This window comes from Aliagarivorans taiwanensis DSM 22990, from assembly GCF_000429505.1.
In the GTDB taxonomy this organism is placed as follows: Bacteria; Pseudomonadota; Gammaproteobacteria; order Enterobacterales; family Celerinatantimonadaceae; genus Aliagarivorans; species Aliagarivorans taiwanensis.
Genome location: NZ_KE386912.1, coordinates 13,653 through 33,471, shown reverse-complemented (window position 1 = coordinate 33,471; position 19,819 = coordinate 13,653). Strand labels below are relative to the sequence as shown.

17 protein-coding genes and 7 tRNA genes are annotated in these 19,819 nt (G+C 53.2%); 5 read left to right on the top strand and 19 right to left on the bottom strand.

Annotated features, from left to right (window positions below; all coding sequences use genetic code 11):
* Positions 1–64 precede the first annotated feature (64 nt).
* The gene (locus tag G462_RS0120800) at positions 65–1,279 is read left to right on the top strand and encodes an FAD-dependent oxidoreductase (protein WP_051326903.1); all 1,215 of its coding nucleotides are present in this window, start codon (positions 65–67) and stop codon (positions 1,277–1,279) included.
* A 544-nt stretch (positions 1,280–1,823) separates the two neighbouring features.
* Here the strand turns inward: G462_RS0120800 and G462_RS25180 are convergent.
* The gene (locus G462_RS25180; protein ID WP_425393738.1) at positions 1,824–1,919 is read right to left on the bottom strand and encodes a VOC family protein; all 96 of its coding nucleotides are present in this window, start codon (positions 1,917–1,919) and stop codon (positions 1,824–1,826) included.
* Positions 1,920–2,089: 170 nt separating this feature from the next.
* On the opposite strand from G462_RS25180, the gene mltC reads away from it, so the two are divergent.
* Complete coding sequence (gene mltC / locus G462_RS23625) at positions 2,090–3,265, top strand: membrane-bound lytic murein transglycosylase MltC (RefSeq protein ID WP_157378707.1); 1,176 nt, start codon at positions 2,090–2,092, stop codon at positions 3,263–3,265.
* 62 nt (positions 3,266–3,327) lie between these two features.
* On the opposite strand, the gene G462_RS23620 is transcribed toward mltC, so the two are convergent.
* From G462_RS23620 to G462_RS0120705, 15 genes are all read right to left on the bottom strand, one after another.
* Positions 3,328–3,711 carry a helix-turn-helix transcriptional regulator gene (locus G462_RS23620; RefSeq protein ID WP_051326902.1) on the bottom strand — a complete coding sequence of 128 codons (384 nt, stop codon included), beginning with the start codon at positions 3,709–3,711 and terminating at the stop codon, positions 3,328–3,330.
* A complete protein-coding gene (locus G462_RS0120780; RefSeq protein WP_026960679.1) occupies positions 3,708–5,051 on the bottom strand; it encodes a type II toxin-antitoxin system HipA family toxin in 1,344 nt (447 codons plus the stop codon). Before G462_RS0120780 ends, G462_RS23620 begins: the two co-directional genes overlap by 4 nt.
* 974 nt (positions 5,052–6,025) lie before the next feature.
* The gene (locus tag G462_RS0120770) at positions 6,026–6,343 is read right to left on the bottom strand and encodes a DUF2971 domain-containing protein (RefSeq protein WP_026960677.1); all 318 of its coding nucleotides are present in this window, start codon (positions 6,341–6,343) and stop codon (positions 6,026–6,028) included.
* 401 nt (positions 6,344–6,744) lie between these two features.
* The gene (locus G462_RS0120765) at positions 6,745–7,101 is read right to left on the bottom strand and encodes a hypothetical protein (protein WP_026960676.1); all 357 of its coding nucleotides are present in this window, start codon (positions 7,099–7,101) and stop codon (positions 6,745–6,747) included.
* Between the two features lie 109 nt (positions 7,102–7,210).
* Positions 7,211–7,831: a homoserine/homoserine lactone efflux protein gene (rhtB, locus tag G462_RS0120760; protein ID WP_026960675.1), complete on the bottom strand. Its 621-nt coding sequence runs from the start codon at positions 7,829–7,831 to the stop codon at positions 7,211–7,213.
* Between the two features lie 181 nt (positions 7,832–8,012).
* Positions 8,013–8,087, bottom strand: a tRNA-Gln gene (locus G462_RS0120755).
* A gap of 53 nt (positions 8,088–8,140) precedes the next feature.
* A tRNA-Leu gene (locus tag G462_RS0120750) sits at positions 8,141–8,225 on the bottom strand.
* A 33-nt stretch (positions 8,226–8,258) separates the two neighbouring features.
* Positions 8,259–8,335 (bottom strand) — tRNA-Met (locus G462_RS0120745).
* A gap of 23 nt (positions 8,336–8,358) precedes the next feature.
* Positions 8,359–8,433: transfer RNA gene (locus G462_RS0120740), tRNA-Gln, on the bottom strand.
* A gap of 64 nt (positions 8,434–8,497) precedes the next feature.
* A tRNA-Gln gene (locus G462_RS0120735) sits at positions 8,498–8,572 on the bottom strand.
* 68 nt (positions 8,573–8,640) lie between these two features.
* Positions 8,641–8,725: transfer RNA gene (locus G462_RS0120730), tRNA-Leu, on the bottom strand.
* Between the two features lie 44 nt (positions 8,726–8,769).
* Positions 8,770–8,846 (bottom strand) — tRNA-Met (locus G462_RS0120725).
* Between the two features lie 730 nt (positions 8,847–9,576).
* Entirely contained in the window at positions 9,577–10,668 is a 1,092-nt protein-coding gene (gene ychF, locus G462_RS0120715) for a redox-regulated ATPase YchF (protein ID WP_026960674.1), read from the bottom strand.
* Between the two features lie 35 nt (positions 10,669–10,703).
* A complete protein-coding gene (gene pth / locus G462_RS0120710) occupies positions 10,704–11,288 on the bottom strand; it encodes an aminoacyl-tRNA hydrolase (RefSeq protein ID WP_026960673.1) in 585 nt (194 codons plus the stop codon).
* 5 nt (positions 11,289–11,293) lie between these two features.
* On the bottom strand, positions 11,294–11,929 hold the full coding sequence (locus G462_RS0120705) for a 50S ribosomal protein L25/general stress protein Ctc (protein WP_425393740.1): 636 nt from the start codon (positions 11,927–11,929) through the stop codon (positions 11,294–11,296).
* A 547-nt stretch (positions 11,930–12,476) separates the two neighbouring features.
* Between G462_RS0120705 and G462_RS0120700 the strand changes: the two genes are divergently transcribed.
* The gene (locus G462_RS0120700) at positions 12,477–13,454 is read left to right on the top strand and encodes a TAXI family TRAP transporter solute-binding subunit (protein WP_026960671.1); all 978 of its coding nucleotides are present in this window, start codon (positions 12,477–12,479) and stop codon (positions 13,452–13,454) included.
* A gap of 143 nt (positions 13,455–13,597) precedes the next feature.
* Complete coding sequence (locus G462_RS0120695) at positions 13,598–15,826, top strand: TRAP transporter permease (protein ID WP_026960670.1); 2,229 nt, start codon at positions 13,598–13,600, stop codon at positions 15,824–15,826.
* An 85-nt stretch (positions 15,827–15,911) separates the two neighbouring features.
* Here the strand turns inward: G462_RS0120695 and G462_RS0120690 are convergent, their stop codons facing one another.
* The 3 genes from G462_RS0120690 to lolB form a co-directional block, all read right to left on the bottom strand.
* Positions 15,912–16,853 carry a ribose-phosphate pyrophosphokinase gene (locus G462_RS0120690; RefSeq protein ID WP_026960669.1) on the bottom strand — a complete coding sequence of 314 codons (942 nt, stop codon included), beginning with the start codon at positions 16,851–16,853 and terminating at the stop codon, positions 15,912–15,914.
* Between the two features lie 91 nt (positions 16,854–16,944).
* The gene (gene ispE / locus G462_RS0120685) at positions 16,945–17,808 is read right to left on the bottom strand and encodes a 4-(cytidine 5'-diphospho)-2-C-methyl-D-erythritol kinase (protein WP_026960668.1); all 864 of its coding nucleotides are present in this window, start codon (positions 17,806–17,808) and stop codon (positions 16,945–16,947) included.
* Positions 17,801–18,394 (bottom strand): lipoprotein insertase outer membrane protein LolB, encoded by a 594-nt coding sequence (gene lolB, locus G462_RS0120680; protein WP_026960667.1) that lies wholly within the window; start codon positions 18,392–18,394, stop codon positions 17,801–17,803. The genes ispE and lolB overlap by 8 nt, the downstream gene beginning before the upstream one ends.
* 149 nt (positions 18,395–18,543) lie before the next feature.
* Here lolB and hemA point away from each other — a divergent pair, with 149 nt between their 5' ends.
* On the top strand, positions 18,544–19,806 hold the full coding sequence (gene hemA / locus G462_RS0120675) for a glutamyl-tRNA reductase (RefSeq protein ID WP_026960666.1): 1,263 nt from the start codon (positions 18,544–18,546) through the stop codon (positions 19,804–19,806).
* Positions 19,807–19,819 lie beyond the last annotated feature (13 nt).

The following is a 19,819-nucleotide window of genomic DNA, read 5'->3' as shown; positions in this document are numbered from 1 at the left end:
TGGCATCGCCTCTCGACACGCTTTGGTTTACACTGCGCACAGGAACAATAACCGGCTGAATTTCATGGATAACTTAGAGCAAGCCCAAGGCCTTGATAGCACCCATTTTGAGGTAGCCATAGTAGGTGGCGGTATGGTGGGCGCTGCCGCCGCCTTAGGGCTTGCTAAGCAAGGCAAGCGGGTGGTGATGTTCGAAACCCACCACCCCAAGGCCTTTGCCCCCGAGCAAGCCATCGACCTGCGAGTCAGTGCCCTGAGCATGGCCAGCGTGTCGCTGCTACGGGAGCTGGGCGCTTGGCAATATATCGAAGCGATGCGCCTGTGCCCTTACCGCGAGTTGCACACCTGGGAGCAGCCCGACAACAAGCTACGCTTTAGCGCCGAGCAGCTTGGTCTGCCAGAGCTGGGCTTTATGCTGGAGAACCGTGTGGTGCAGCTCGGTCTGTGGCAGGCCTGCGAGCAAGCTGGCGTTACCGTGGCGGTGGGCGATGCGCCTCAGTTAGTTGCGAATAATGCGCTGGAGAATAAAGACCAGCAGGTCGAACTACACTGGCAAGAGCAGAGTATTACGGCTGAGCTGTTGGTAGTGGCCGATGGCGGTGAATCCAAGATGCGTGAGGCCTTGGGCATCGGGATCTCGGCCTGGGACTATCGCCAGCGCTGCTTTGCCATTAATATCCAGCTCGACGCCGAACAGCAAGACATTACCTGGCAGCAATTCACCCCTAGCGGCCCACGCGCCTTGTTGCCGCTGGCCGAGCAGCACGCTGCGCTGATTTGGTACGACAGCGCCACAACTACCAAGCGCCTGCAGGCACTCAGCGATGCCCAGCTCAAACAAGCGATTATCGATAACTTTCCGCCCTTACCGGGAGATTTCACGATTATCGCTCGCGCGGCCTTCCCGCTGCGCCGCCGCCACGCCCTGAGCTACCACAAAGGCTGTGCCGTGGTAATCGGCGATGCCGCCCATACCATCAACCCCCTAGCCGGGCAGGGCGTGAATCTAGGCTACCGGGATGTGGCAACGCTGCTGACTATTCTGGCGGCGCAAGATAGCCTGCGCGCCCCAGGCGCCACGCTTAAGGCCTTCCAAGCCAAACGCATGCCCGACAACCTGCTGATGCAAGGTGCCATGGATGCCTTCTATCTGGGCTTTTCTAACGATATTGCACCGTTGAAGATGCTACGCGGCTTAGGGCTAAAAGCGGCCCAGAACAGCGGTAAGCTGAAAGACTGGGCCCTGCGTTATGCCTTGGGAATGCCCGGCAGTAACTAGCCTTACGCCTGTGAGTGCAGGCCAATGCAGTTGCCATCGGGATCGGTGGCAATGCGTTATACCCGAACTACCTCAATATGCTTGTTCAGCGAGATTTTTCAGGCCCTCAGACAAGGCATTGCTTTGCAGATCTAGTGGTCTAAATCAAAAAGTAACAACGCAGTATGAGGGCCCGAAAAACTCGCCCTTCGGGAGGTACTCAATGTCCATAGTTCTGCGTTGAAAGAGTTTGAAAGGGGTTGCCATTCCTGCACTCTTTCGCCTTGCCCTATGGACATTGAGTACCTCTGAATCATGCATATTGAGGTAGTTCGGGTATACAGCCATGCTCGCCAATACTCATTTTGGGATTAATCACTTTACCCCCAGCACCGTTAACGCGCGCTTCCTCTACTGCGCAATCTTCGCAGCTAAAGTACACAAGGGTTGAATTGCCTCCCGGCTCGACCCCGCGCATCTTACAAATCGCACCGGCAGCACCCATGCCGCCTTCTTGCCAGGGAAAGGCCCACATTTCTGGCTTACCATCGGAACCATCGCTGAGCTACATCAGCTCGGCGGCAAACACCGTTTGATAGAAGGCTTTCGCCTTATCTAGGTCATCTACATAAATCTCAAACCACGCGACTGGATTGTTCATCGGTCTTCCTTGATTAGTGACAGAGCCTGTCCAGCATAACCGCCACGGATGACGCTTCAATAACACCCGCAAAAACCAGAAATGCGTGCTGTTAAGCAAAACAGACACTTGCCTTGAGCCAAGCCGGGCGAAGATAATGAGCCCATCAACAGCAGCAAATAGAAGTAGCAATGACAAGGATGTGGAAGGCGCTGATGCTCGGGCTTACGCTGAGCGCCGCACTGATCGCATGTACCAGCAATGATGTTCATCAACTGGCCAAGGTAGTCACCGCAGGCGACCCCTCCGCCGCCGCCGAAAGCTGGGCCAAGGACAAAGCCACTGAATATGCCGCCAACCCCGGCAAGATAGAAACCGACCTAAAAGGCATTGCCGAGCTACTGAGCAAGCTGCGCCAAGCGGTGGATAAAACCTGGGAGGAAGACGCCAAGTACCCCGGCACCAAGGTGTTCGTGAAGTACTGGGACAACTACCGCAGCCGCGCCGAGATTAACTTTGAAGAGGGCTGGGTACGGGTCGAAACCCTTGCTGGCGAGAGCGAAATCGCCAAGCTGGAAGAGGCGATTGTCACCACCTTGCTCACCCCCGACGACCCGGCCAAGGTCGATATCTTCTCCGACAAGCCCCTCGGCCCCAGCCAAGGCGAGCCCTTCTTATACCAGCAAGTGGTGGATGATCAGGGCCAGCCGATCCGCTGGGAGTGGCGTGCCAAGCGCTACGCCAGCTATTTAAGCGAGCATAAGCTAGAGCGTAAACAGGTGGGCAAGTTCCCGCTCTTGGCAGTGCAGTTTCCGCTAGTCAGCCAGCATGAGCAACTGCGTGAGTATCGCTACCAATCGCTGATTGAGAAGTACGCTAAACACTACGACGTGCCAGAGAGCCTGATCTACGCAGTAATGAAAACCGAGAGCAGCTTCAACCCCTACGCCGTTAGCCACGCCGGCGCCTTCGGCCTAATGCAGGTGGTGCCAAGCACCGCAGGGCGCGACGTGTTCGATAAAGTAAAAGGCAAACCGGGCCAGCCAACCCAGCAGTACCTGTTTGTCGCTGAGAACAATATCGATGTCGGCACCGCCTACCTGCACTTGCTGGAGACCCGCTATCTGAAGGCGATTGATAATCCTACCTCGCGGCACTACTCGGTGATCTCGGCCTACAACGGCGGGGCAGGGAATGTGTTTAAGACCTTTCACTCGAATCGCGATAGGGCGCCTGAGGCGATTAATGGGATGAGTCCCGCTTCGGTGTATCAGAAGCTGACGACCCAGCATCCGGCTGCTGAATCGCGGCGGTATTTGCAGAAGGTGGATTTGGCTGAACAGGCTTTTCGGAAGGGTGAGGGCTAGCGGGCCCTCTTCAAGAGCGCTACATACTGCCGCCAGTATCAGGCGTCACAGCTCTCCCTTATTCACCGATCATTGTTCGCCGCTTCGAGTAATGCGTTAAATGCGCTATTCGACACAGGAACTATACCGACCTCTAGGCCAAAGGGTTTAAATGCCTTATTTAGTACTTCAATACTGCCGGCGCCCTTATCATTCTCGATGTCAGAAAGGATCTTGCGTGATAGTTTAACCATCTTGGCATACTCCTCTTGTTTAAGGCCTAACACATCTATGCGCAAACGTTTTAGCGCTTGCCCCTGAGTCATCTCGCCTTTTAGCAAAGCGGTTGTAACCAGCCTAATGGCTTGCGTTCGGCTGCTATTGAGCTTCGTTTTTGTTCTATGTCCGACACGCTCGCGATCGGTAGCGATACCTGGCAATAGCGTTTCATTTGTGGACTTAGTCATAGCAAGTTCCACCTTGTGAGTTTCTCATCTAAATAATCAAAGCCGATACTTGGTAGGTCGAGTATCGTGTTTGGCACCCCTCGGTCCGCCAGACGCTGCTTAAGCCCGACTAACTTGCCGGCTGTCGTTTTTAACTCCGTAAGTAGTTTGCTGGAGTCGGCAAGTTCGGCAAGCTCAGCCGCAATCTGTGCAAAGTTAAACTCGCCTCCAATTTCTAGGCCCGCCCCCCACGTGATAGTTCGAGTGACATCTTCAGGATCAGCTTTCATCGGCGCGAAGTCATAAATTGGCGCAAGCTCTATCCAACCTTTTCCTTTTAGGAATGACGTGTTTCTTCCGTGGTTATCGGAGTTACCAAAGGCAATATTGAGCAGATCCCGTTGCACCCACTCAATCACAAATGCTTCAGCATCAAACTTGAAGCCTTGAACTGTCACCATGTGGCTTTGGCTGATAGCTTCCACCAATGTGACGAGGGTTTGCTTGTGATCGAGAAAATCCCCTGGCTGCTTTTGCAAGATTGAGTAAACAGACTCGAGTCCGAGTCGTTCGACTTGGCCATCAACGGTCACCACATCAAACCGTGGCAACCACAAAGAAGGATAGCGATCTCCTTCAATCAGTCGCATTCCCTGAGTTTGGATGGCCTCGAAGCCCATCGCCTCAAGCTCGTGGTAAAAGTGGTATTCGGCGCGGAGTACGTCACAGTCGATGTCCCGCCGTTCGTTGCGAGGGTACTTAACTAAGTAGAAGCTATCTAGATTAGTTGGGTCATCCTGATAACTGTCTATCCACACATTGCCATTATTGGTGCAGCGCAAAAGTAACTTTGGGGCTTCTCCACCGGCCCCAGTTGCGCCACCAGCCGCAGCGCCGAGGCGCTGAGCATATTCAAGAAAGTCGGTTGCACGCTCTTTAACCTCCTCGACCCTAAATGTTCTGGCCATTGCATGCGGATCAGGATCTTCTGGCGGTAGCGATTCTAAAATACGCAGATTGCCAACAGGGGCAGTTGTTCCGTGCTTGAGTAACTCAAAGTCCTGTTCAGCTTTGCTTTTATCGCCTATCCCAAGATAACTGACCCAGAATCGGCGGCTGGCCCCTGAGGGTATAATGTCATCTAGAAATCGCATCCAACCGGGACCGTCTCTGTCCACGAACATGTTCACTGGGTAGTTCAGTGTGGCTGCGTGATAATCGTCTACCCCAAAGTGTTCTTGTACGTATTCCCCGAAGTACTCCAGTTCGGTGATATTGAGCTGCTCTTCGTCTGGAAACTGAATCAAAGCGATGTTCACCCACTTGGACGCAATGTTTGCTTGAAGGGTTAAAGCCTGCATTCTAAGTTCCCACTCGTGGAAAGGTAATGTGTACAAATATACTCATTAAAAGCCAAGCTGCCAATTAATGAGTACAAATATTTACATTAAATTCCATGCTTTCAATTAATGAGTAAAAATATACGCATTAAATATTCTGACTCGTTTTTGGTAGCTATAGCGGTAGTAGAAGTTGACGACCCAGCATCCGGCTGCTGAATCGCGGCGGTATTTGCAGAAGGTGGATTCGGCTGAACAGGCTTTTCGACGTGGTGAGGGCTAGCGGGCCCTCTTTGCCTTTTGTTCTTTGGTGGTGTGGGTTTGGTGGTTTGGGATTTGTTTTCTTTGGTGTGGGTAGTCCGTATTTCGCCCTGACGGCGCTGCTGCGCGCGCACCTCTTTTCCTGCCTGCCCAGAGAAAAGTAGGCAAAAGAGAAGACACCCCCGGCTGCACAGGCCTTCGGCTTCACTGCGTTGCTCGGTGTCTATGGGGCCGAAATAACTCGCTTCGCTCAGACAGGATTTCGACCTGATCAATAGCCCCCTTGCGCTACTCGTCTGTGCAGAGGGGGAGTAGCGCCTGTTGCAAGCGATGAGTGAACAGTTAGTGACGCCATTCTTTAATGTGAATTTGGAAACTATTGGGTTTTACATAGGCTCGCTTGATAGTGATATTTGGAAAAGTAGATTTGGCCAATTTTTGGATAAGAGCTTGATTAACTTCCGGAATTTTGTCGCCAATGATCACTTGCTGCAGTGCTTGAGTAGGGTACTGAAACAGTCCTGTTTGAAGTTTGACGAAGCGAAACTCTTTCTCGTAACTAAAGCAATTTGGCTTATTGTAGAGGAGTTGCTTAGTTAGGAACTGACACTCTTGGTCTGGTTCGTCGATTCCCGGAATTGGGGCACAGCCTTGTCTAATTGGAGAATCAGATGGTACTCGCGGGAAGCTGTAATTAGTTTCTTCAGGCTTTACGACCGTTAAGTTATCATCAGTCAGTAGTAGTGATCTATCAAAACAGATTTATCAAATATCAAGCAGTAGCCTTTTAGGCCATCTCCATAATGAGACCACATAAGTAAATCTGTCTCTAAGTCTTTCCCTATCGCTGTAGAAAGCACCCCATATTGCTTTATTTTCTCTAAATTATTTCGCTGCTCTTGATTGATTGCGGTTTCCAGATGCTGTGCTTGGAGATCAAACATGTTCTCAGTAGGGTCATTTAGTCTATCCAGCGGTGCAAAATAAAGTGAGTGAGCATTGAGAGCTGCGAGGTTGTTCTCATTAAGTGATTGAAATTTATATAGATACATGTGTGCATCCTAGCGGAAACTTTAATAATGATTAAGTAAGTAATTAAGCTAGCATGCGGTCACTTTATCGACAAATACTGAAGTGAGGCACAATTTCGGGCCCCTCTGCACAGACGAGAAGCACAAGTGGAGCCCGGTTAAGGCCGAAATCCTGTTTGAGCGAAGCGAGTTATTTCGGCTCAGGGTGGAGCGAGCATCGCAGTGAAGCCGCAGGCCTGTGCAACGGGGTTGCCTTTCTCTTTGCCTACTTGTCTCTTTGGCAAAGCAAAGAGAAAGTAGGTGCGCGCGCAGCAGCGCCGTCAAGGCGAAACACGGACAACCCACACCAAAGAAAAGAAAACCCCAAACACCAAGCCAACAGCAACAAGATCAAAAACCAGCCGTCAGGATTCCCCCCAACTCTATTGAGGCTCCTCCAAGCAAACAGCTTGATAGCGAACAAGCGCATCGCTATGCAGGGCATTAATATGCTGATAGTAAGGAAGTCTGGCGCTGTGGCTCTCTTTGAAATATTCGATGTCGGCGCTTAGCTGCTGATAAGCGGTACTTTCCGGCTGGACTTGCGCCAGCTCAGCCTTACCTTGGGTAATTCGGGTTTGCAGCTCATCTATCTCAAGTTCCAGCATCTGGCGCTCATTGACTAGGTAGGTTAGCGTTGTGCGCGCTTCGTGGCAGGTGGTATCTGCGAATGCGTAAAATGCTAGCGCTAGCAGAGCTGCGCTAGGCAGGCACCGCAGGGAGGTAGGGTGTTTAAACATCGGCTTCTCCTGACTTGGCCACATGGGCGTAAACCTGAGCATTGGATGGGTCACAGCAACCGACTTCGCTTGCTGGTGTGTTCGCGAAGTCGCCTGCGGGTTACAAGGGCTATCTTTCTGCTTTCGCCAGAGCGATACCTAAGCCGACAAACAAACTAGCAAACACCTTATTTTGCATCGCCACAAACCGTGGCTTACTCAACAGCGGTCGAATCACCGTTGCTAGCAAGGCATACACCACCATCACCAAACAATCGATCACCACCACAGTGCTTCCCAAAATCAGATATTGGTTGGTTGCCGCAGCAGCCGGGTCAATAAACTGTGGCAGGAAGGCGGCCAAGAACACGATCGACTTGGGGTTGCTGAGGTTGATTAACAGGCTCTGGCGCATGATGGGCAGCAAGGCATGCTGGCCGTTGTCGGCGTCGGTTTGCGTGGCGGGGGCTTTGCTAAACCACTGGGTGATACCCAGGTAGATCAAGTACGCGGCGCCGCAGTACTTCACCACGGTAAAGGCGGTGGCGGATTGAGCGAGTAGAGCACCGAGGCCAAGGCTGACAACCAGTAGGTGCACCACTAAGGCCAACTGAAGGCCAACGATATTCACCAAGGCGACCTTCATTCCGCGATTCAGGGCATTGCTAACGGTGGCTACCATGCCTGCGCCGGGGGCGAAGCTGAAGATGATGCAAGCGGCGACAAAGGTGAGCCAGAGTTGAAGTTCCATGGTGTTGTCCTAAGTGAAGCGCAAAGGCAACAAATAACATGTCAGTAGGCGGGCTGTAAATGCTGGTGGCTGTGACGGCTGTCGCTTATGCCGCAGCTGATGTTGATAGGTATAAGCCAAGCCGTGGATCGCCGAAAAGCAAAAAGCCCGACAATCTTGCGATTATCGGGCTTTTCTAAGGTGGCAGGGGTAGCTGGATTTGAACCAACGAATGGCGGCATCAAAAGCCGCTGCCTTACCGCTTGGCGATACCCCTACAGCGTAACCTGTGTTTAGTGAGTCAGATTAAACTCAATCTTCAAGAGAAGATGGTGCGGGAGGAGAGACTTGAACTCTCACACCTTGCGATACTAGAACCTAAATCTAGCGCGTCTACCAATTCCGCCACTCCCGCAAAGGTAGTTTTAATTCTCTCATAACAAGAGAATGGTGGCTATGGCGGGACTTGAACCTGCGACCCCAGCATTATGAGTGCTGTGCTCTAACCAGCTGAGCTACATAGCCATTTAGCCGAAGCTAAATAAAAGTGGCAGGGGTAGCTGGATTTGAACCAACGAATGGCGGCATCAAAAGCCGCTGCCTTACCGCTTGGCGATACCCCTACAGCGTGACCTTTTGTTGTTTAACTGCTTGCGCAATTAATTCGAGTTGGTCTCTCGAAGAAAGTGGCAGGGGTAGCTGGATTTGAACCAACGAATGGCGGCATCAAAAGCCGCTGCCTTACCGCTTGGCGATACCCCTACAGCGTCGACCTGTTATTTTATGAGTGAGTCACACTCATGCAAGTGTTTTTGCAATCTCAGTAAGAATGGTGCGGGAGGAGAGACTTGAACTCTCACACCTTGCGATACTAGAACCTAAATCTAGCGCGTCTACCAATTCCGCCACTCCCGCGACTTACTGAGCACTTCGCTTAGGGTTTACACCTTAAGAGAAGATGGTGGCTATGGCGGGACTTGAACCTGCGACCCCAGCATTATGAGTGCTGTGCTCTAACCAGCTGAGCTACATAGCCATCTTGCATTGCTCTTGCAATACCCTTACAAGGCAATCAATGCTCTCGTAAGAAGCAGCCCCTGTTCCGTTGCTGCGGCGCGTATTATGCTTATCCGCCCCTAGAGCGTCAACCGTTTTTTTGCCAAAAAAGTGCAATTTAGTTTGTTTGCTTAAAGCCTGTACAAACAGCTGTGACCTTAACCAAAGATTGGCCAAAAACTCGCTAACTCCCCAGATTATTCTGTTGCAGCGGATGCGCTAGCCTACTGTTTTTATTGTAATACCAATCCGGATAAGTAAGTGGTCAGGTATTGCGCAGGAAAAATCATTGAGGACGAGGAAGTGCTTGCCGTAACTAGTGGACTAATTACAAAAGCGCTGACGCAGTCATCAATGATTTTAACCAGCAAGAGTGATCAGTTACTTATGTGGATTGGTATAATTACCTTGGCTGAGGGCGCTGTCGCCGCAAATTAACAGCCTTTGTCAAAGCGGGTTTGCTGACGCGTAGAGCAATGCCTTGGCCATGTGGCTAAAAAGCGTGCTTAGCGAGGCTTGGCGTTTAACTGCTAAAGCCAAAATTGCGCCGTGGCCGAGTGATGGTTCGGCTGCCTAGCGCAGCGGTATCTCTATATATGTGCGGCGATTTCTCTATATAGGCGCAGCGAGTTCTTTATATAAGTGGTAGTTGGCCACGCCAAATACAAAAAAACCGGTGCAAGCACCGGTTTTCACTCAAGGTTTAGCGATTAAACGTTAAACAAGAAGTGGATAACGTCGCCGTCGGAGACCACGTAGCCTTTACCTTCTTGGCGCCACTTACCGTTTTCTTTGGCGCCCGACTCACCGTTGAACTGGATGTAGTCGTCGTAGGCGATGACTTCGGCGCGAATAAAGCCGCGTTCGAAGTCGGTGTGGATCTTACCGGCCGCTTGTGGCGCGGTCGCTCCTACCGGAATGGTCCAGGCGCGTACTTCTTTTACGCCAGCGGTGAAGTAGGTTTGTAGAGTAAGCAGCTCGTAACCGGCGCGAATTACCCGGTTAAGGCCAGGCTCTTCCAGACCCATCTCTTCCATAAACTCGGCTTTTTCGTCGGCATCGAGTTCGGCGATCTCGCCTTCAATCTCGGCACATACGGCTACAACCACGGCATTCTCGTTGGCAGCAATCTCTTTTACTGTTTCGAGGTAGGGGTTGTTGTCGAAGCCATCATCATTCACGTTAGCGATGTACATGGTTGGCTTGAGGGTCAGGAAGTTCATGTAGCCGATGGCGGCCAGCTCTTCTTTGCTCAGCTCCAGGCTGCGGATCATCTCGCCTTCTTCCAAGTGAGCGAGGATCTTTTGCAGAACCGGTTGCTCGAACTTGGCGTCTTTATCACCGCCTTTGGCTTTTTTGCCTACGCGGATGATGGCTTTTTCACAGGTTTCCATGTCAGCCAGTGCCAGCTCGGTGTTGATAACCTCGATGTCGGCAGCCGGGTCAACCTGACCGGCAACGTGAACGATGTTGTCGTTCTCGAAGCAGCGCACTACGTGGCCGATGGCGTCAGTCTCACGGATGTTCGCCAGGAACTTGTTACCCAGACCTTCACCTTTAGAGGCGCCCGCAACCAAACCGGCAATGTCTACGAACTCCATAGTAGTTGGCAGTACGCGTTGCGGGTTTACGATGGCGGCCAGCGCGTCGAGGCGTGGATCTGGCACAGGTACTACGCCGGTATTTGGCTCAATAGTACAAAAAGGGAAGTTTGCTGCTTCAATACCCGCTTGGGTCAGTGCATTAAATAGGGTGGATTTACCTACGTTAGGCAAACCAACGATGCCACATTTGAATCCCATAATCTTACCTGTAGTCGGGCCAAGCGCTGCTTGGCTTAGGCTTTAAACGTATGCAGGCGATTCATCGCCTTGCTCAAACCGTCAGTTAGCAGAATGTCGATGCTGCGAACCGCTTCGTCAACGGCGGCGTCGATCAATTCTTGCTCATTTTTAGGTGCTTTGCCCAGAACGAAGCCGGAGACCCGGTCTTTGTGTCCTGGATGACCGATGCCAATGCGGCAGCGGTAGAAATTCTTGTTGTTCCCCAGCTTGGAAATGGTATCGCGCAGGCCGTTGTGACCACCGTGTCCGCCGCCTTGTTTAAAACGGGCGACACCGGGAGGAAGGTCCAACTCATCGTGGGCCAGCATGATCTGCTCAGGCTCAATGCGGTAGAAACGTGCAAGACTGGCAACGGCTTTGCCGCTTAGATTCATGTACGTTGTGGGGATAAGCAGGCGCATTTCCTGACCGTTCGCTTGAATGCGGGCGGTCTTACCGAAGTGTTTCGGATCAGCTTTCAGAGGGGTGTGGTGATTAGCGGCTAGCTGTTCGACTAACCAAGCACCGGCATTATGACGGGTTTTTTCATATTCGGGGCCTGGATTACCCAGGCCCACGAGTAAGCGAATGTCAGCCACTGTGATTATTCAGCAGCTTCTTCGCCTTCAGCTTCGCCTTCAGCATCGTCAGCACCACCTTTAGCTGCAGTGATAGACACTACTGCTTGGTCGTGAGATTCGCCTTTAGCAAGCTCTACTGAAGTAACGCCAGCAGGCAGGGTCAGATCTGACAAGTGCAGAGTTTGGCCCAGCTCAACTTTAGCTACGTCAACTTCAACGAACTCTGGAAGATCTTTTGGCAGACAGCTTACTTCAATTTCTGAAGCCAAGTGGTGTACCTTACCGCCTTGCTCTTTAACAGCAGGAGCAGTTTCTTCGTTTACGAAGTGTAGAGGTACGTTCTTGTGGATCTCGTGAGAGTTATCTACACGCTGAAAGTCAATGTGTTGTACTTTTGGCTTGAACGCGTGACGCTGCATGTCTTTTACAAGAACTTGCTCTTCACTGCCGTCGATAACCAAAGTGATGATGCTTGAGTAGAAAGCTTCAACTTCTTGCGCCTTGATCACTTCGTTGTGAGCTAGGGTGATAGAAACTGGCTCTTTGTCAGCACCGTATACAATTGCAGGAACTTTTTCTGCGTGACGTAGGCGGCGGCTCGCACCTTTCCCCAGGTCGGTACGCAGTTCAGCGTTTAGTTTGATAGTAGACATGGTAATCTCCAAAAAATGAATGTCCCCGCAACTTGCGACCAGATGCGGGTTTGGAACCATTTAACACCAGTGAAATGATCCACTTGGTCGAAAAAGGCGCGGCATTCTACCATTGCTGGCCGTCGTTGCCAAACGAAATGGTGGAATAAACAGCGGCTCTTTTTGGCGCTGGCAAGATAGCATCTTCAAGCGCGTATTCAAGCCTTTACTGACTACCCTGCAACAGGGCGCGGTCCGCGATGAAAGTCTGCCTCTAGCGGAGCGCGCTCACAGTTTTCGGCTCAACCCGCCCGATCGGAATTCGTCGTATTCAACACCAATGAGTGCAACAGCGTGCTGTCAACCTTTTGTTAACATGTTGGTTTTTTGCTTCTAGCCAAGATCCCCTTGCAAAACACAAGGCTGATTCCAGCCGTTCCTAGTACTTTGGTCTAGTATCTAGAACGCCTCTTTTCAGACATTTATTGTCTATTATTCAGCGACATGCAGGCCCTCCATCGGGCCAGGGAACAGGGGTAAGCCCCGCAATTAGCACGCTTTTTTGGAGGCGAGTATGAAAGCAATAAAGGCAGTTAGTCTATCTGTGGCATTGGCCGTATCGATGTCGGTGAGCGCCGATGACAAGGCCGGTTGGCCATCGAGCTTTACTGTTGGCACGGCGTCGCAGGGGGGCACCTACTTTGGCTATGGCACCGCGTGGGCCAACATTGTGGCCGAAGCGACTGGGGTTACTGGCGGGGCGGAAGTCACCGGCGGTCCAATGCAGAATATGGCGCTGGTACACACCGGTGACAACGCCTTTGGCATGACCACCTTGGGCCCTGCGCGCGAGTCGATGGATGGCACTAACCCGATTGCACCGGGCCTGCAGATGACCGGTGCCTGTGCCATGTTCCCGATGTATCAAACGCCATTTTCGGTCACTGCACTCAAATCCTCCGGCATTGCTTCTATCTCTGATATCCCTGCAGGCGCCAAGATCGGTTTTGGCCCGGCGGGCTCGACCTCCGATACCTACTTCCCACGGATGATGGCAGAAGCGCTAGGGGTGGACTTTGAGCGTCGTAATGGCGGTTGGTCTGATTTAGGCGGCCAGCTACAAGACGGCCTGCTGGATGTGATTGCCTTCGCCGCGGGTGTGCCGGTGCCTGCAGTGAGCCAGCTTGAGGTGCAAACCGATATCAACATCATTGAGTTTACTGAAGAAGAGCAGGCCAAGATCCTGGCGGCCTTCCCGGTATCCAAGTTTGATATCGACGCGAGCATCTACTCAACCCTAGATGCGCCAGCGCGTTCGGTATCCATGTGGAACTTCGCCATTGCCAACTGTGACTTGCCTGAATCCTTTGTGTACGAAGCGGTAAAAGCAGTGATGGGCGATAACGAGCGGATGGTGAAGGCCCACAAAGCGGCCCGCAGCACACTGGTTGAGAACTGGGATAAAAACAACTTTATGCCTTGGCATCCCGGTGCCGCGCGCTGGTTTAACGAGAACGGCGCGAGCATTCCCAGCGATTTGATCCATCAGTAAACAGTATTGCAGGCAATCACACAGCGATCTTACCGACAGGGTAGATCGCTGTGTGCGTTTATAAGCGGCTGGACTGGCAACCACTGCATTGGTAAACGCGGTAATAGTAAGCGGGACTGAAAGAGTAAGGGCAGGGAGCTTTTATGACTGAGAACAAAACCACCCATCCTGATGATGCGAACCTTATCGCAGCGGGTGTGGACGACGAGCAGGTTGAGTCGAATCGGCGTCTCTATACCGGCTCTGCTTTAGTGATAGTGACGGTGTTCGCTGCCGCCTATGCCGCCTTTCATATGCTGGCACTAAATGGTGTGGGCATTCAGGCCATCACCTTTGGCCTGCTCGACATCGATTTTTTGCCCAACTTCCCGCTGGAAACCTGGAATTTTCGCATCTCGCACGTAGCCGGCGCCTTGGTGCTGGGCTTTTTAATGTTCTCGGCGACATCCTTTAACGAGACCAGCGAGCCTCGCTCTAAGCTGGTGCGCTACTCTGCCTATCCCTTATTAGCCTGTGCGCTGTTCTCCTTGGGGATGGCAGTCTTTTTTGCTTGGGAGATCGCAGCCGGCAAGATGTGGAATGGCATGGACAAGGGCATTCGCTTCAATGAGATCTGGCTGTTTGGGCTACCGCTGTGGATTGCCACCGGCTGCTCGGTGGTGTTGTCGTGGGTCGATAAGCAAAGCCGACAACGCTTTGCGCCCCATGACTTTGTACTGGCGGTGGCGGCACTTGCGGTGGCCACCTATCTCATTACCATCTACGGCACCCTGATGCGTAACTCCACCGGCACCCCGTTTGCGCCGATTGGCATCTCCATGGCGGCGGTGGCGGGCACGGTGCTGATTTTGGAGCTGACCCGCAGGCTGACTGGCTTGGCCTTGGTGGTGATTGCCATCGTGTTCTTGGGTTACGTGTTTGCTGGGCAGCACCTACCGGGCTTCTTGAATTCACCGGCGATTACCTGGCAGCGCTTCTTTAGTCAGGTCTATACCGATGCCGGAGTGCTTGGGCCAACCACCGCGGTATCGTCGACCTACATCATCTTGTTTATTATCTTTGCGGCGTTTTTGCAGGCCTCCAAGGTGGGCGAGTATTTTGTTAACTTCGCCTTTGCGGTGGCAGGGCGTGCCCGCGGGGGCCCTGCCAAGGTAGCGATCTTCGCCTCGGGCCTGATGGGCATGATCAACGGCACTTCAGCCGGTAACGTAGTGGCCACAGGCTCGCTGACCATTCCCCTGATGAAAAAGGTCGGCTACGAGAAGAATACCGCAGGGGCGATTGAAGCTGCCGCCTCGACCGGTGGGCAGATCATGCCGCCGATTATGGGGGCTGGGGCCTTTATCATGGCCGAGGTAACCGGGATCCCCTACACCGAGATTGCGGTGGCGGCGATTATTCCGGCGGTGCTCTACTTTGTCTCCATCTACTTTATGGTGGACTTTGAAGCCGCCAAGATGGGCATGAAGGGGATGCGCGAAGAAGAGCTGCCGAAGGTGGCGGCGATGATCAAGCAGATCTACCTGTTTGTCCCCATCTTGATCCTGATTGTGGCGTTGTTTATGGGCTACTCGGTGATTCGAGCCGGTACTTTGGCCACCGCGGCTGCGGCGGTGGTGAGCTGGTTTACTCCCTATCGGATGAACCTACGGCGGATCTTCGATGCCTTCGAGATTGCCGGGCATATGTCGATTCAGATTATCGCGGTGTGTGCCTGCGCCGGGATTATCGTGGGGGTAATCTCTCTCACCGGGGTTGGCGCGCGCTTTTCCAATGTCTTGCTCAATCTGGCCGCTGCTTCGCAGCTACTGGCGATGTTCTTTGCCATGTGTATCGCCATCTTGCTGGGGATGGGCATGCCCACCACGGCGGCCTATGCGGTTGCCGCCTCGGTGGTGGCGCCGGGTTTGATTGATTTGGGCGTACCGCTGCTTACCGCGCACTTCTTTGTGTTCTATTTTGCGGTGGTCTCGGCCATCACCCCGCCGGTGGCGTTGGCCTCGTTTGCGGCGGCTGGGATCTCCGGCTCCAACCCGCTGGGCACCTCCATCACCTCGTTTAAGATTGGCATCGCCGCCTTTGTGGTGCCGTTTATGTTCTTCTATAACTCGACCTTGCTGATGGACGGTGACACCGTATCGGTGCTGCGCGCTGGCATCACTGCGGTGTTCGGGATCTTCTTGTTGGCCTCAGCGGTACAGGGCTGGTTTGTCGGTGCTCGCGCCAACCTGCTGATCCGCGGCGTGCTGGTGGTTGCGGCGCTGCTGATGATCTCCGGCGGCTTGGTGACCGACCTTATCGGCATCGGCCTGGCGGTGGCGATGTTCCTTGCCCAGCGAGCGTTTAAGCCGCGCAGTGCCAGTACATCCTAAAGGGTGAAACCTGAGTGAAGGCCAAATTACGAGTATAAAAAAAGCGCTGCCTTGGCAGCGCTTTTTGCTGAATGCTTAAAGCATCTTAGAACATCGCAGAGATAGACTCTTCGTTGCTCACGCGGCGAATTGCTTCAGCCAGCATCGGTGCCAGTGATAGCAGCTTCACTTTGTCTAGTTTCTTCATCTCTTCGCTCAGTGGGATAGAGTCGGTGATGATCACTTCGTCCAGCGCTGAGTTACGGATGTTTTCTACGGCGTTGCCAGAGAATACTGGGTGGGTTGCGTAAGCGAATACACGCTTGGCGCCACGCTCTTTAAGGGCTGCCGCTGCCTGACACAGGGTACCGCCGGTATCGATCATGTCATCAACCATGATGCAGTCACGGCCTTCAACGTCACCGATGATGTTCATCACCTGAGCAACGTTAGCGCGTGGACGACGTTTGTCGATGATTGCCAGATCAGCATCGTTGAGCATCTTCGCTACCGCACGGGCACGTACTACGCCGCCGATGTCTGGAGATACTACAACTGGCGCTTCCAGGTCTTTGTCCAGCATGTCTTGCAGCAGCACTGGGCTACCGAAGGCGTTATCTACTGGTACGTCGAAGAAGCCTTGGATCTGTTCGGCGTGCAGGTCAACGGTCAGAACGCGGTCAACACCTACGCTAGATAGGAAGTCTGCAACAACACGTGCAGTAATTGGCACACGGGCACTACGAGGACGACGGTCCTGACGGGCATAACCGAAGTAAGGGATTACCGCAGTAATACGACCAGCTGAGGCACGACGCAACGCGTCTACCATCACAATCAACTCCATGACGTTGTCGTTAGTAGGGGCACAGGTTGATTGGATTACAAAGATGTCGCCGCCGCGTACATTCTCGTTGATTTGTACGCTGATTTCGCCGTCGCTGAAGCGACCTACAGCGATGTCACCAAGGCTGGTGTACAAGCGATCTGCGATACGCTGGGCGAGTTCTGGCGTGGCATTGCCGGCGAAAAGTTTCATGTCTGGCACGATGAAAACCTCAGATTTTAACAGGTAAAAGAGCGTTGGTCGTAAACAGAATAGTTGAAGCTGGACAAAAGTCAGGCCTTAACTATCCATGCTAAAAAGTGGCAAATTCCGCGAGTTGTTTGTGCAGTGGCGAGCGATTAAGCCCTTGGCTGACAAACCCGGCCCAATGTTCAGGGCAGTTTTCGAGCACATCCCGTGCTTGTTGCTCCGAATCGAAGGCTGCAAATACGCAGCTACCGGTTCCGGTCATTTGCGACGGCGCGTATTCTAGCAACCAGCTCAATGCGTTAGCAACCTCGGGATAAAGTTTCGCCACAATATCCTGACAATCATTGTGCCAACTGGCATTTTCTAACTCGGCCCAGTTACGTTTGGCGGTATCTCTGGGTAGTTCTGGGTGGCCAAATACCTCGGCGGTGGAGATATGCGCATCGGGGTGCAGTACTACATACCAAGGCTGGGCAATCTTAACCGGGTAGAGCTTCTCGCCCACGCCTTCGGCAAAGGCCGCCACGCCTTGGATAAAGATGGGTACATCCGCGCCTAAGCGCAGTCCTAAATCCGCTAGCTGCTCCAGGCTCAAGCCACACTTCCATAAGCGGTTAAGCACCAGCAAGGTGGTGGCAGCATTGGACGAGCCGCCGCCGATCCCGCCGCCCATCGGCAGTTGCTTTTCGAGCTGAATGTCGGCGCCACATTTAAACAGGCAGTGTTGCTGCAGCAGGCGAGCGGCTTTTACCACCAAGTTGTCTTCTGGGTCGACATTGTCGATGTTGCTGCTGAGGGTTATCTCGGTGTCTTTACGCACGGTGAAATAGAGCTGGTCGCAGCAATCGATAAACTGAAACAGGGTTTGCAGCTCGTGGTAGCCATCTTTCCTGCGTCCGCAGATATACAGGAACAGGTTGAGCTTAGCCGGCGACAGCCAGGGGCCACTGGGGACTTGGTTAATCATTTATTTGCCAATCTACAATATTAATCTTGATGGTAATCTCATTGCGTACCAGCTGCATCTGCCGAGGCAGCACTCGTCCGGAGTAATTGGCATAGTTTAGGTAGTCAATCTGCCATTGCTGGGCAATTTGCTGCGCGGCGAGGCGATCAGCGTCATTTAATTGATACAGGTCACTGGCTGGCAAGCCGATTAAGATGCGGGGAAGCTGCTCAACCGGCAGTTGCCAACCGGTCAGGCGCTGCAATAAGGCTTGCGCGTCGTTGCCACGGTACTCGTTTTTCTTGTCATCTTTGAGCCACACCTGGCCGGGCTGGTAGCGCAGCTCGAACACCTCAACCCCAAGCGGGCCGGTCAGGCGGGTATGGCTTTGCTGCTGGTCTTGCTGCCACCACAGGTTGGCCTTTTGGCGTTGCTCGGGGGAGATAAAGGCGATTTGAGCGCGCAGGCTCCATCGCTCCAGCTCTGCCAGTTGCTGCTGGTAACTATCCCATTGGGTCGACTCTTCGGTAATCGGCGGCGGCGTGGCGCAACTGGCCAGCAGGAGCACGGTGATCAAGATGGGGAAGAAACGCAACTTACTACTCAATGTGAATCCATTTTAAAGGCCAAGTATCCCTGTGTCGCAATCCGTTGACAAGCCCTGCGGGTGTGCGGCTTTCTTTTATTTGACCTCAGATTACCTTACAATTCTTCCGATTTTATGAATAGGCGTTTACGGGTACGTACAGCATCAAGATGAGCTTGCTGGTAATAGGGATCAATCACAACACGGCTTCTGTCGCCCTGCGTGAGCAGGTGGCATTCTCGCCGGAGCAAAGCGCCGAAGCGATGACCTCCTTGGCTGCTAACCAGCAGTTGGAAACGGTGATCGTCTCTACCTGTAATCGCACCGAAATTTACGCCCACCTACCCAAAGACTACGTCCCAGAACAGCTGGTGGAGTGGTTGGTCGAGTACAAACAGCTCTCCCGTGGTGAGCTACTCGACAGCATCTATACCTATCAACAGCAGCAAGCCGTGGGGCATTTGATGAGCGTGGCCAGTGGCCTTGACTCGTTGGTGCTGGGCGAGCCGCAGATCTTGGGCCAAGTCAAACAGGCCTATACCGAAGCCCGCGAGGCCGGTGCAGTCTCCAGCGTGATGGAGCGACTGTTCCAAAAAGCCTTCTCGGTGGCCAAGCAGGTGCGCACCGAAACCGATATTGGCGCCAATGCTATCTCGGTGGCCTTTGCCGCAGTCACTCTGGCCAAGCAGATCTTTGGCGATCTCAGTGAGTCGTCGGTATTGCTGGTGGGGGCAGGGGAGACCATTGAGCTGGTGGCCAAGCACCTGCGCGACCATGGTGTAACCAAGCTCAGAGTAGCCAATCGCACCATCGCCCGCGCACGGCTGTTGGCCGACGAGTTTGGCGGTAGCGCCATGACCCTGAATGACATCCCAGAGGTGCTGGCTAGCTGTGATATCGTGATCAGCTCCACCGCCAGCCCGCTGCCGATCATCGGTAAAGGGATGGTCGAGTCGGCACTGAAGCAGCGCCGTCGCCAGCCGATGTTCCTGGTCGATATTGCAGTGCCGCGCGATATCGAAGCGCAGGTCGATGAGTTGCGTGACGCCTATTTATACTCGGTGGATGACCTGCAAGGCATCGTCGAGCAGAACAAAGCCTCGCGCCGTGAAGCGGCCATCGAAGCCGAGGCCATCGTCAATGAACACAGTCTGGCCTTTATTGCTTGGTTGCGTTCTCTGGCCTCAGTCGCTACCATCCGCGACTATCGTAGCCACAGTGAACGAATCCGCGATGACCTGGTTGCCAAGGCGCAAGAAGCCTTAAGCACCGGCAAAGACCCCGAAGCGGTCGTCCGTGAGCTAGCCTTTAAGCTAACCAACAAGCTGATTCACGCCCCCACCGAGGCGATCAATCAAGCTGGTCGTGACGGCAAACATGATGAGCTGGACGTAATCCGTAAAGCCATTGGCCTTCGCAACAAACAGCAGTAGACTTAGCGCCCCC

Bases quoted from the DNA above. Each gene is read 5' to 3' on its own strand.
- G462_RS0120800 (WP_051326903.1), top strand. From the start codon at position 65: ATGGATAACTTAGAGCAAGCCCAAGGCCTTGATAGCACCCATTTTGAG.
- G462_RS25180 (WP_425393738.1), bottom strand. From the start codon at position 1,919: ATGAACAATCCAGTCGCGTGGTTTGAGATTTATGTAGATGACCTAGAT.
- mltC (WP_157378707.1), top strand. From the start codon at position 2,090: ATGACAAGGATGTGGAAGGCGCTGATGCTCGGGCTTACGCTGAGCGCC.
- G462_RS23620 (WP_051326902.1), bottom strand. From the start codon at position 3,711: ATGACTAAGTCCACAAATGAAACGCTATTGCCAGGTATCGCTACCGAT.
- G462_RS0120780 (WP_026960679.1), bottom strand. From the start codon at position 5,051: ATGCAGGCTTTAACCCTTCAAGCAAACATTGCGTCCAAGTGGGTGAAC.
- G462_RS0120770 (WP_026960677.1), bottom strand. From the start codon at position 6,343: ATGTATCTATATAAATTTCAATCACTTAATGAGAACAACCTCGCAGCT.
- G462_RS0120765 (WP_026960676.1), bottom strand. From the start codon at position 7,101: ATGTTTAAACACCCTACCTCCCTGCGGTGCCTGCCTAGCGCAGCTCTG.
- rhtB (WP_026960675.1), bottom strand. From the start codon at position 7,831: ATGGAACTTCAACTCTGGCTCACCTTTGTCGCCGCTTGCATCATCTTC.
- ychF (WP_026960674.1), bottom strand. From the start codon at position 10,668: ATGGGATTCAAATGTGGCATCGTTGGTTTGCCTAACGTAGGTAAATCC.
- G462_RS0120700 (WP_026960671.1), top strand. From the start codon at position 12,477: ATGAAAGCAATAAAGGCAGTTAGTCTATCTGTGGCATTGGCCGTATCG.
- G462_RS0120695 (WP_026960670.1), top strand. From the start codon at position 13,598: ATGACTGAGAACAAAACCACCCATCCTGATGATGCGAACCTTATCGCA.
- ispE (WP_026960668.1), bottom strand. From the start codon at position 17,808: ATGATTAACCAAGTCCCCAGTGGCCCCTGGCTGTCGCCGGCTAAGCTC.
- hemA (WP_026960666.1), top strand. From the start codon at position 18,544: ATGAGCTTGCTGGTAATAGGGATCAATCACAACACGGCTTCTGTCGCC.